The organism is Microcoleus sp. bin38.metabat.b11b12b14.051 (genome assembly GCF_013299165.1).
Classification (GTDB): domain Bacteria; phylum Cyanobacteriota; class Cyanobacteriia; order Cyanobacteriales; family Microcoleaceae; genus Microcoleus.
In genome coordinates, this window is record NZ_JAAFKD010000013.1 from 1 (window position 1) to 11,440 (window position 11,440).

The window sequence follows — 11,440 nt, forward strand, 5'->3', positions numbered from 1 at the left end:
TTCTTTTTTCTAGGTTCAGTTATTTGTGCCTTAAGGTCGCGGTGTGAACCGCTCTCTCTCTGGCGCTTTATTAATATACTTATTTCGCCAAGGGTTGTCAAGCTTTTTGTGAAAATATTTTTGATTATTTTTGAAACCTATACACTGCAAGGGTTTTACGTATTTGTCTAAGCTTACATACTCGATCGCCCTTTCTGCTTTTCCGGACATCACCTATTTTGGGCGGTAATGGTAAGGTTTTTTCCTGGGACTCTGCCGCGAATGGGTAGAATATCTCTACAGACAGATGTTCTATATATATGTGTTCGATCGCCCTCCCATGAAAAAACCGGCTCCTCGTCCTACAGCGTTGTTCCTTACCTGCGCTTCACTGCTGATTGGTTGCAGTCAGACCAACACTCCTCAGACATCTACTAATACAGCGTCTCCAGGTACTTCACCAACTCCCACAGCTACGCCACAGGCTGCGGGTGCAGGGAACTCTACCGCTATTCCGGTTGGGGTTGGGGTGGCGCAAACTAGCAATGTGGCTTTACTCGGCCAGGAACAGGTGGCTGGGGCTAAAATTGCTGAGAAGTATTTCAACGATAAGGGTGGTGTCGATGGAACCCCGATTAGACTGGTATTCCAAGATACGGGTGGAGATGAACAAGGGGCGATCAATGCCTTCAATACTCTAATTAATCAGGATAAGGTTGTGGGTATTGTGGGCCCAACTCTATCGCAGCAGGCTTTTGGTGCCGATCCGATCGCCGATCGCGCCAAAGTTCCCGTACTCGCACCCTCCAACACCGCTAAAGGCATTCCCCAGATTGGCGATTATGTGGCCAGAGTCTCCGCCCCTGTCGCTGTGGTAGCACCTAATGCGGTTAAAGCAGCCCTCAAGCAAAATCCCAATATTAAGAAAGTAGCAGTGTTTTTTGCTCAAAATGATGCTTTCAGCAAATCTGAGACTGAAACTTTCCAGAAAACCGTTAAAGAGATGGGGCTGGAATTGGCAACAGTCCAAAAATTCTTGACTACTGATACAGATTTCCAATCCCAAGCCACTAATGCGATCAATGTCAAGCCCGATTTGATAATTATTTCCGGGTTGGCGGCAGATGGAGGCAATTTAATTAAGCAATTGCGGGAGTTGGGCTACAAAGGCGTTATCATTGGCGGCAACGGTTTGAATACTTCCAATGTATTTACTGTTTGCAAGGCTCTTTGCGATGGGGTTTTGATTGCTCAAGCATACAGCCCGGAATATCAGAATGAAATTAATAAGGCTTTCCGCGATGCTTATCGCGCTCAATTCAAGAAGGAACCACCTCAGTTTAGCGCTCAGGCTTTCACGGGCGTACAAGTTTTTGTGGAGTCATTAAAGGCAATTAATGCTCAGTCTAAGGTTAGCGAAAAGCCTTTACCCGAATTGCGTACAAAGCTTAATGAGCAGTTGTTGACAGGCAAGTACGATACGCCTTTGGGGGAAATTTCTTTTACACCGGAAGGTGAAATAAATCAAAAAGATTTTTACGTGGCACAAATCAAAATGGATGCGGATGGAGTTAATGGGAAGTTTGAATTTTTGAAATAAAGCAAGTTCGGCAAGGGATTTCGGAGTGGATTTAACGGATCTAGTCAAAAAATAGGACAGTAGTTTTTGAGCCTATTTGTGATTGAATGGTTTAATGTTGATGCCTAATTCGTGACTGGCGATGGACTTAACTCTGTTTCTGCAACAATTTCTGAATGGTTTGTCGATCGGCAGTGTGTATGCTATTTTCGCGCTGGGATACACGCTAGTATTTTCGATTTTGGGGATTATTAATTTTGCTCACGGTGCAGTGTTTACCTTGGGTGCTTATTTCACCTATGCACTGATGGGGGGCGCTTTCGGTTTTAACGGGTTGTTGGCTAATGCGAGAATTCCCGTGCAATTGCCTTTTGCTGTGGCGCTAATTTTGGGTAGTACACTGGCTGGTTTGGTGGGAGTAATGGTGGAAAGAGTTGCTTTTTTGCCTTTGCGTCGCAGAAACTCTGATCCTCTATTAACGGTGGTTTCGAGTTTGGGGGCGGCGGTGGCGATCGCAAATATCATTCAATATCTTGTCGGGGCTGAGATTTACACTTTTCCGGCTAATACTTACGGCAATTTGCCAGCAGCTATTAATTTTGGTACGGCGGATCAACAGATTCCGATTCGCACTGTGCAAATAGTGATTTTTGTGGTGGCGGTGGCGATTGTTAGTCTGCTAACTTACTTGATAAATTTCACTAAGTTTGGTAAGGCTATGCAGGCTGTGGCTGAAGATGCTACTACTTCTAGTTTATTGGGGATTGATACCGATCGATATATTGTGTTGACGTTTTTTGTGAGTAGTTTTCTGGCTGGTTTGGCGGGGAGTTTGGTTGGTTCTAGCGTGAGTATTGCTGGACCGTATTTTGGGATTGCTTTTGGTTTGAAGGGTTTGGCGGTGATTGTGCTTGGGGGGTTGGGGAGTATTCCTGGGGCGGTTTTGGGTGGGTTTATGATTGGTTTGGTGGAGGCTTTTGTGCCGGGAGATTTTTCGGCTTATAAGGATGCTGTGGCTTTTGCGATATTGTTTGTGATGTTGTTGGTGAGGCCGCAGGGTTTGTTTGGGCGGCGTTTGATTGAAAAGGTGTAAGATGATTCGGCGATTGAAATTGGGGCAACCACGGGGGGATTGACCCTACAGAAACTAATTAGATCGGAATGATTTAACCGCAGAGTACGCAGAGTACGCAGAGAAAGAGAAGAGAGAAATGAATGATTATGATGGGACTGGATTTGAGATAATGTTGGTATTTAAGTATGTTTATTGTTTAAAATAAAATTATGGGTACGTTTTTTACTACTTACGGTTTTTTGATTGTCTCGATGTTGCTGGGTGCAATGTTGGGATTGTCGCTATATTTGCCTTTGATGACTGGACAATTGTCTCTCGCTAGCCCGGGTTTTTATGCTTTGGGTGGCTATATTGCGGCGATTTTGTCTACGACGGTGTTTCAACAGACAGGAGGTTTGTTTCCTCTGCCATTGCTGTTAGTAGAGATGATAATTGCAGGGGCTGTTTCGGGGTTGCTGGGTATTTTGGTGGGAGTTCCGGCGCTGCGGTTGCGGGGGATTTATTTGGCGATCGCAACTATTGCTTTTGTGGAGATTCTGCGGGTATTATCGCTGAATCTGGACATCACCGGCGGGGCGGTGGGCATTTTTGGGATTCCGCAGCCGTTTGGAACGCCGATCGACTATTTGTGGATTGTACTGCCTTTGTTGCTGGTCAGCATGGCGATTCTGTATCGGCTGGAACGCATCCGGGTGGGGCGGGCTTTTGCGGCGATTCGGGCTGATGAGTTGGCGGCTGATGCGATCGGCATTAACCCAACTTTTTATAAGGTTCTGGCTTTTACATTGGGTGCTATTTTAGCAGGGGTTGTCGGTGCGGTTAGCGCGCATTTCCTTAATACTTGGAACGCCCGTCAAGGTACTTTTGATGCTGGGATTATTTACTTGACTTCTGTGTTAATTGGTGGTAGCAGAACGTTTGTGGGGTCGGTTTTGGGCGGAATGGTTTTTACTGCTTTACCGGAGGTTTTGAGGGGGATGGCGACTATTCAGGGATTGCCGGTTTGGTTGGCGCAATTTCTGCGGGATGGGCGGTTAATTATTTTTGGGTTGCTGATTGTCGTGGGGACGATATTTTTTCCGCAAGGGTTGGTGACACCGGAATTGTTGAAGAGGTGGAGGAAGGGCGATCGGACTTCTGTTTAAAAACAGATAACGTTACGATAGCAATATCATCTTGAACCACATCTGAGTATCCTTGATTAATTATCTCACAGATCGTTTATGATAAATGTATCCTCGTAGGTCTGGGAGTTTAAACTATGTCTCTCGCTGAGTTAATTCCTTTGGTAAACAATCTGAGCCAGTCAGACAAATTATCACTTTTAAAACTCCTAGCTGTGCAAATCCCAAAGCCTGAACTACAAGTTATCTTTTCTGCATCAGAGTATCCGGTTTGGTCGCCCTACGACGCAACGGAAGCTGCAAACATTCTGATGCAGATGATTCGAGATGACCGAGAGGCATCTACTCATGCCTAGTTCGATCGAGTTTCCCTTTTCTGACGATGAACCATTACCCACGATTCCCATCACTCTGAGTCATGCAGGCTTTTCTGTCTCCGCGAATGCACTGCTAGATACTGGTTCTGCGGTCAACCTATTACCTTATGACATAGGGCTGCAATTAGGTGCAATTTGGGAGGAACAAACTATCCGCTTGCCATTGGCTGGAAATCTTGCAATGGTTGAGGCGCGGGGTGTATTTGTGCAGGTTCAAATTGGGAATCTGGAACCAGTTCGTCTAGCATTTGCCTGGGCAGAATCCTCTCAAGTACCCTTAATTCTTGGGCAAACAAACTTCTTTCGAGAATTTGATGTTTGTTTTCAGAGATCGCGATGCAACATCGAGATTATTCGCTTCTAATCAGGGTAGATGTTGATCTGTAAAAAAGAGAGGGGCGATCGTATCCACACAAAGAGTGCGATCGCCAACCTTATGACTTAAAATAGAAGATATCTATAGCTCTGCGGTCAAGATGGATAGGAATCCGTCAACCCTCAAATCCACTTTGGTAAACCTTCTATCTATTCTCAGTTTTATAGCAAGCACGACCACCGTCACCCACAAAAATCCGACCCTCACCAGTAAAGGGATTTGCCACGTAAAAATTAGGCGAGTATTTCTGCCTGCACCAGTCATTCAAATGATAGGAATTTTGTCGGCTTGTGAAAGTGGCTTGCCATTGTGAACCAGACTGACCGCTAGCCGTGATAGAACCTTCTAAACCTGCATTACGCCCAGATAACGAAGCGTTGGTTTTAGCTTCGCTTTGGCTAGAGCCTGACTCTGAAATCGTAACCTGACATCTAACGTGCGTATCAGCTAAATTAGCGACAATCTGGCCATTAGAGGCATTAATTTTGCTTGCACAGTAAGCATCCCAATCAGATTGACCCAAGTCTCCTAACTTAACATTAACTAATCCTGCCATTACTGGTGATTGCAAACCTACAAAGATGCTGGTTGCGATCACACTTGAACCTACGATGATACTTGCAGCTTTTTTCAGAATTTTCATGAATCAAAAATTGATAGATTTGCAGGACAGTGGCATCACTACATTTGACAGCAATGCGCTTTCATTGAATCCAGATAGGGTAGTGCAATACCTTTCTCCTTGCGTCCGCCCATAAGACATCGCTAAGTGGATCTAGCTATTCAGCTAATTACAACCTGGAATTTCTTAGCTGCCTAATTTCCTCCAAACTTCATCCAAGGAATTGCCTATACCTGGCGCAATAGAATCAAAAGCTGTATTGTCTTCTAACAAACGCTCATCACCTTTGCGAACTTGTAGATACCATTGACCTCCCCGTCTCCAGTAGTGATCGTGCAGGACAACACTGTCACGTTTGAGACTACCTTCGTCTCCTGAACACAGAAGGTGAGGATCCTCTCTACCGTCCCTACCCATCTTATAGTAGAGACCTGAAGGTCTGTGGAATTCAATATAGTTACTCCAAGAAATCGCCATAATGGTTACCTTTGGCTATTGAGGGTTTTCACAAAAGAAAGTTTCAGCATAACTATTAATTGTCCCGTAGTTGCAGTACAATACTCTTCCTGGTCGGCTTATCCCGCACACCTGCGGTTTAAATCTGAACAGTTTGAACTACTTTTGCTCTGCCTTAACCCAATCAAAACCCAAGACCGATCGCCCTGTCAGTCGGATTGAGTTGGAACTTTTCCCGAAAAATTTGCTCAAATGTCGGAAAGATCGGATAGTATCGGAAAAACCTACCTATCTGACCGATCGATAGACATCGCAAAAGCCTGAAAACTGGTAGATGAAATTCTGTTCACCAATACAGGCGATGAAACTAATTTTTATCTCTTTGCGTATGATAGACCGATCGCACAAAACTGAAAAGCGAAAAAAGACGGAAAAAGACGGGTATTTCTAAAATTTGGATGCAAGGCGGAAAAAGACTGATAAAGGCGGATAAAGACGGCTATACTAACCCTAGTTCTCTGACACCCCTACTGATGGACACTGCCCATATATTGCAATTTGTAGATGAAGTGCTCAGCGCGAAGACAGGCAAACGTCTAAATGACTTGCAGCGTAAAATTATCGAGGGAATACTGAATCGACAAAAGTATTCTGATATTGCAGATACTTACGGTTGTACGGCAGGTCATGCTAAGGATATAGGTTACGAGCTTTTGCAAATGCTATCTGATGTTTTTGATGAACCAGTTGATAAAGGTAATCTGGAATCTGTTCTAGAACGGCAATTAAATCTCAATATCAATTTGGGCGATCGCACTACTAATTTTGGTAATAGCAACACAATTAACTATATCAATGCTTGCTCAGAAGTACCCACTACTACCCCCGATAAAAGTCAGCCTCCGAATCCTGAATCTCAGGGCAACAAGAATCAAGTTAAGATTGAAGCGGTGGGTAAGTTACGGCAGCTTGGCTTGAGCGATGAGCAAATTGCAGAGGTGCTAGGGTTAGCCTTGGAGGTAGTGAAGCAGATGGATTGATAAATAAAGAACTTTTTAGAGGTATAAGTTTTATGTTTGCAGTCGTCACGCCAGAAAAAATTCATTTACCCCCAGGAACAGTTATGAAGTTTCCTGGTACTTGGCAGGATTATCAAGCTCTTGTGCAACAATTAGGAGACCGTCAGATTCCGCGCATCAAGTATCGGCCGGGAGAGATTTTGTTGATGTCTCCTTTACCCGTACATGGACGACAATCTCATATTATTGGAATGGTGGCAATGGTTCTGCTAGATTATTTGGGGCTAGAGTATGAAGCGTTTACGCCGATTACGATGGATTTGCCGGAGGTAAGGGGGATTGAACCTGATTATTGCTTTTATATCGATAATTGGGCGGCGATCGCAGGCAAGGATCGGATTGCTTGGGGTGTGGAACCACCGCCGGATTTGGCGATCGAAGTTGATGTCACTAGCTACACGGATGTGGATGATTACTTGCCTTACCGAGTACCGGAAGTTTGGTTGTTCAAGCAGAATCGGTTGAGGATTTATGGTTTGGAAGGCGAGGGCTATGTGGAAACCTCGGTCAGTCGTTTTTTCCCTAATTTTAAGATATCAGAACTTGTTTTGGAGTGTTACCAAATGTCGCGCGATCGCAATACAAGCATGGCGATTCGAGAGTTGCGGCGAAAAGTTGAGATGGAGAATGCTTAGACAAGATGGCATAAATCTTTGATTGATAAGCCAACCGCAGATTCAAGGCAGATAAACACAGATGAACGCAGATAATTTCCAGATAGTCTGCGAATGAATGCAAGAGGTATAAACGATGAAGAAGGACTAAAGTCCTTACTACGAACCTGTTTTAGTCTTAGGCATTAAATCTAGATAATATTGTGCCAAATCTTAATAGTTTTGTCGCTGCTACCGCTAGCCAGAAACTCTCCTTCTGGACTAAAATTCACGGAATAAACCGAATTTGTATGCCCGGAAATATTACAGATTTCTCCACCATCTTTAACTTGCCAAATTTTAATAGTTTGATTGCTGCTGCTGGCAATAACCTCGCCATCGGGACTAAATGCGATCGAATCAACATACCAAGAATGACCTGCAATTGTTAAAACTTCTTGCCAATCTTTTGCCCACCAAATTTTGATTGTATTGTCGTGACTTCCGCTTGCCAGAAACTCTCCGTTTGGACTGAAAGCTACACAGCGAACGCAGTCTGTATGACCTGTCAGCGTCCGAATTAGCTTGCCATCTTTGACTCGCCAAATCTTGATGGTTCTGTCCCAACTGCTGCTAGCCAAAGTTTCTCCATCTGGGCTAAATGCCACAAAATAAACTAAGTTAATATGACCGGAAAGGGTGCGGATTTCTTGTCCGTCTTTCATTCGCCAAAGTTTGATTGTTTTGTCCCAACTGCTGCTAGCGAGAGTTTCTCCGTCGGGACTGAAGGCTAAGCCATAAACTGAGTTAATGTGACCGGAAAGTGTGCGGATTTCTTGTCCGTCTTTCATCCGCCAAAGTTTGATTTTTTTGTCGTGGCTGCTGCTAGCAAGTGTCTTTCCGTCGGGGCTGAAAGCTACTGTGTGAACTGAGTTAGTGTGTCCTGCGATAGTTACTATTTCTTGCCCGTCTTCTACTTGCCAAAGTTTGATTGTTTTGTCATCGCTACTACTGGCGATCACTTCTCCGTTGGGGCTGAAAGCTACAGACGAAATTAAGTTTTTGTGTCCGGTTAATGTGTGAATACATTGCCAGTTATGGGTTTTCTGTGGTGGCGAGTTGGGCTTGGTGGCGGGTTTGACTGGTTTGGTGCTTATTTGGGGAATGCTGAGTTTAATTGCTGCTTCTGGATTCAGTTGTGTTAATACTTCTACAGCCGTTTGATAGCGGCGGTTGGTAGCATTTTCGATCATTTTATCTAAAATCTTACCCAGTTGTTCACTCACCGGGTTGTTCGCTAAATACTGCCGCCAAATCCAGGCATCTTCGCCGGGATCGAAGAGGTCGAAGGGGGAAACTTGAGTTAGCAAATACAGGCAAGTTACGCCTAAACTGTATAAGTCGCTAGTAAAAAATGCTTTACCTCGGGCTTGTTCGGGGGCGATGTATTCGGGGCTGCCGATGCTGGTTCCTGTTTTGAGTAAGGCTGTACCTGTGGCTATTTTAGCGGCGCCAAAGTCTACTATTACTAATTGTTTGTCGGCGCGGCGGATGATGTTTCCGGGCTTGATGTCTCGGTGAATTACGTTGTGGGAATGGATGAAGTGCAGGACTGGTAGTAAGCTGTTGAGTAAGTCTTGAATTTGAGTTTCTGTAAATGTGCCTTCTGTTGTTACAATTTGTGCTAGGTTTTGTCCGTCGATGAATTCTTGGACTACATATTGTCGGTTGTCTTGGATTGAATAGGCTAAGAGTTCGGGAATTTGAGGGTGTTTTCCTAATTCATCTAATCGCATTGCTTCTTGTTCAAAAAGTTCGGCGGCTTTTTTGCTGTTGCGATTGCTGGCTGATGGGATGAGTTGGGTTTCTGCTGGTAAAAATTGTTTGATGACGCAGCGTGGTTTTGATGGTTTGTCTTCGTCAACGGCGAGGAATGTTCTGCCAAAACCTCCTTGTCCGATCGCCTTTATGGCCCGGTATCTGTCGCGCAACAGCAATTTTGCTCGGCAATTTCGGCAAATTTTGGCTGCATCCGGGTTTTGGGGCTGGGAACAGTTGGGGTTTAAGCAGTAACTCATTCGATTTTGGATTTTGGATTTTGGATTTTGGATTTTAGATTTTAGATAAGACGGCGGTTGAAACCGCGTCTACACGAACCAAGTCTGCACTTCGGCAAGCTCAGCGACCACCTCCGCAGACTAAGAAACATCACGCGATTTTCATGGCCGGTTCTTCAACCCGCGGAGGTGGTCGCTGAGCTTGTCGAAGTGCGGGTTTTGTTTGTGTCGCCGCGGTTTCAACCGCCGGGTATTCTGCGAGTTGGGGAAAGAAGGACTGAAGTCCTCACTACGAACCTTTAAGAAGGACTGAAGTCCTCACTACGAACCTTTAAGAAGGACTGAAGTCCTCACTACGAACCTAATTTTTAAGAAGGACTGAAGTCCTCACTACGAACCTTGGGAAATTAACTGTTTTAGAAGTTCCACATGACTGGGTTGTCATCTAAACTATCTGTAACTGTTCGCCCGATCGCGTCAATCTCTTTTAAGTCCTCCTGACTCAACTTTATCTCGGCAGCTTTCGCATTGTCGGTGGCTTGTTTTGCGTCGCGGGCGCCGACAATTGCATTGGTTTGTGGCTGTGCAATCAACCATGCTAATGCTAAGTTTCCTAAGCTTGTCTGGTGGCGATCGGCAATTGGCCTGAGTTGATTTAATGCTGTTTGCACTCGGGCATAATTTTCTGTGATGAACAGCTTATTTTTGGCGCGGTGATCGCCTTCTGCAAATTTGTGCTCTGGCCCGAATTTACCTGTCAATATTCCTTGAGCTAGAGATGAATAGGCAATGATTGAGATATGATTGTCGGCACAGTAGGGCATGGCGTCTTTTTCTACCGATCGCCAAAACAAAGAATAGGGCGGTTGTAGGCTGTCGATGCGTCCGTGTTGGGCGGCTTCTGCTATCTGGGCGCGGGAAAAGTTGGAAACGCCGATCGCCCGAATCTTCCCCTGTTCCTTTAATTTGTTCAGCGCGTCCATTGTTTCGGTAATTGGTACAGATTCGGAATTCCAAGTGCCGGCGGGCCAGTGGATTTGGTAAAGGTCGATATAATCGGTGTTGAGGTTTTTTAGCGATCGATCGCACGCCTCGACTACCAAATCGGGTTTCAGGTGGTTGGCGAAGACTTTGCTAGCATAAATTACTTGCGATCGCACATCCGACAGCGCTTTACCGATAATTTGTTCGGAATGTCCTTCGCCGTAAACCTCAGCGGTATCAAAGGTAGTAATACCGGCATCAAAAGCGGCGCGCATGGCTTTGACAGTTTCGGCATCGTCAATTCCCACCCACATCCGTTTCCCGGCTTGCCAAGTCCCCATAATGATCGGGGTAATTTGAATTTCTGATGTCCCTAATTGTCGCTTTTCCATAGCTACAGCCCTAATTTGAATTTTTACTATTTACTATCAAGCTATCTAATTTTAACAGAAAAAAGTTGCTATAATTACTTTAAAGTACCAATTCTCTCGGTTTGGTGAAAACCCAAATCAATTCCTATGAAATCCACCACTCGTGCGCTAAAAGAATGGAATGTAGCCGTTAATGCTTTGGAAACAGGCAGAACGATTGTGCTGTTGCGAAAGGGAGGCATTCGCGAGCAAGCAGGACAGTTTAATGTGGCTGACAAGCAGGTTTTGCTATATCCAACTTTTGAACACCAACAGCCGGATTTGTTGAAGCCGGATTTGGCGAGTCAGGTAAAAATTGTAGAATCTGGTTGGCATCCAGAAAATATTAGGATTGGCAGTTGGGCTGAAATTACTGATGCTTTTTTGGTGGCTTGGGAGCCAGCAATTAAGGCGCTGTTTCCTTACCATGTTTGGAATGAAAAATTTGTAGCCGATCGCCTGAAATGGAAACAAAATCAGCCAATTTATATTTTATTGCTGCGCGCTTACCGCCTCGCAGAAATAGCAGAAATCCCTTACATTTCTGAATACGGTGGTTGCCGTTCTTGGATTGATTTGGCGGCTCCGATTTCGCTGGAGGGCAGTGAAGCTGTTTTGAGCGATCGAGAATACGCGGCACGCTCAAACGAAATCCGCAGTCTGATGGCGAATCCTCCTAATGCCGATGCTTTGGCAAAAATCACAACGCTGGCGGTTTAAAATTTATGC

11 protein-coding genes are annotated in these 11,440 nt (G+C 44.9%); 8 read left to right on the forward strand and 3 right to left on the reverse strand.

Annotated features, from left to right (window positions below; translation table 11 throughout):
- Nucleotides 1-286 precede the first annotated feature (286 nt).
- The 5 genes from QZW47_RS15095 to QZW47_RS15115 all read left to right on the forward strand — a co-directional run bounded on the left by QZW47_RS15095 (nucleotide 287) and on the right by QZW47_RS15115 (nucleotide 4,498).
- A complete protein-coding gene (locus QZW47_RS15095) occupies nucleotides 287-1,579 on the forward strand; it encodes an ABC transporter substrate-binding protein (RefSeq protein ID WP_366930884.1) in 1,293 nt (430 codons plus the stop codon).
- Nucleotides 1,580-1,700: 121 nt separating this feature from the next.
- Nucleotides 1,701-2,651, forward strand: a complete 951-nt coding sequence (locus tag QZW47_RS15100) for a branched-chain amino acid ABC transporter permease (RefSeq protein ID WP_293128263.1) — start codon at nucleotides 1,701-1,703, stop codon at nucleotides 2,649-2,651.
- A 191-nt stretch (nucleotides 2,652-2,842) separates the two neighbouring features.
- Nucleotides 2,843-3,778, forward strand: a complete 936-nt coding sequence (locus QZW47_RS15105) for a branched-chain amino acid ABC transporter permease (protein ID WP_293128264.1) — start codon at nucleotides 2,843-2,845, stop codon at nucleotides 3,776-3,778.
- A 116-nt stretch (nucleotides 3,779-3,894) separates the two neighbouring features.
- Nucleotides 3,895-4,113: a hypothetical protein gene (locus tag QZW47_RS15110; protein ID WP_293128265.1), complete on the forward strand. Its 219-nt coding sequence runs from the start codon at nucleotides 3,895-3,897 to the stop codon at nucleotides 4,111-4,113.
- Nucleotides 4,106-4,498 carry an aspartyl protease family protein gene (locus tag QZW47_RS15115; protein ID WP_293128266.1) on the forward strand — a complete coding sequence of 131 codons (393 nt, stop codon included), beginning with the start codon at nucleotides 4,106-4,108 and terminating at the stop codon, nucleotides 4,496-4,498. The genes QZW47_RS15110 and QZW47_RS15115 overlap by 8 nt, the downstream gene beginning before the upstream one ends.
- 157 nt (nucleotides 4,499-4,655) lie before the next feature.
- Here the strand turns inward: QZW47_RS15115 and QZW47_RS15120 are convergent, their stop codons facing one another.
- A complete protein-coding gene (locus tag QZW47_RS15120; RefSeq protein WP_293128267.1) occupies nucleotides 4,656-5,153 on the reverse strand; it encodes a hypothetical protein in 498 nt (165 codons plus the stop codon).
- A 968-nt stretch (nucleotides 5,154-6,121) separates the two neighbouring features.
- Between QZW47_RS15120 and QZW47_RS15125 the strand changes: the two genes are divergently transcribed.
- Both QZW47_RS15125 and QZW47_RS15130 read left to right on the forward strand, forming a co-directional pair.
- Nucleotides 6,122-6,628 carry a hypothetical protein gene (locus QZW47_RS15125; protein ID WP_293128268.1) on the forward strand — a complete coding sequence of 169 codons (507 nt, stop codon included), beginning with the start codon at nucleotides 6,122-6,124 and terminating at the stop codon, nucleotides 6,626-6,628.
- A 32-nt stretch (nucleotides 6,629-6,660) separates the two neighbouring features.
- On the forward strand, nucleotides 6,661-7,302 hold the full coding sequence (locus tag QZW47_RS15130) for a Uma2 family endonuclease (protein WP_293128269.1): 642 nt from the start codon (nucleotides 6,661-6,663) through the stop codon (nucleotides 7,300-7,302).
- Between the two features lie 170 nt (nucleotides 7,303-7,472).
- On the opposite strand, the gene QZW47_RS15135 is transcribed toward QZW47_RS15130, so the two are convergent.
- Nucleotides 7,473-9,338, reverse strand: a complete 1,866-nt coding sequence (locus tag QZW47_RS15135) for a serine/threonine-protein kinase (RefSeq protein WP_293128270.1) — start codon at nucleotides 9,336-9,338, stop codon at nucleotides 7,473-7,475.
- 395 nt (nucleotides 9,339-9,733) lie between these two features.
- On the reverse strand, nucleotides 9,734-10,693 hold the full coding sequence (locus QZW47_RS15140) for an aldo/keto reductase (RefSeq protein WP_293128271.1): 960 nt from the start codon (nucleotides 10,691-10,693) through the stop codon (nucleotides 9,734-9,736).
- 126 nt (nucleotides 10,694-10,819) lie between these two features.
- On the opposite strand from QZW47_RS15140, the gene QZW47_RS15145 reads away from it, so the two are divergent.
- Nucleotides 10,820-11,431 carry a DUF1802 family protein gene (locus QZW47_RS15145; protein WP_293128272.1) on the forward strand — a complete coding sequence of 204 codons (612 nt, stop codon included), beginning with the start codon at nucleotides 10,820-10,822 and terminating at the stop codon, nucleotides 11,429-11,431.
- Nucleotides 11,432-11,440 lie beyond the last annotated feature (9 nt).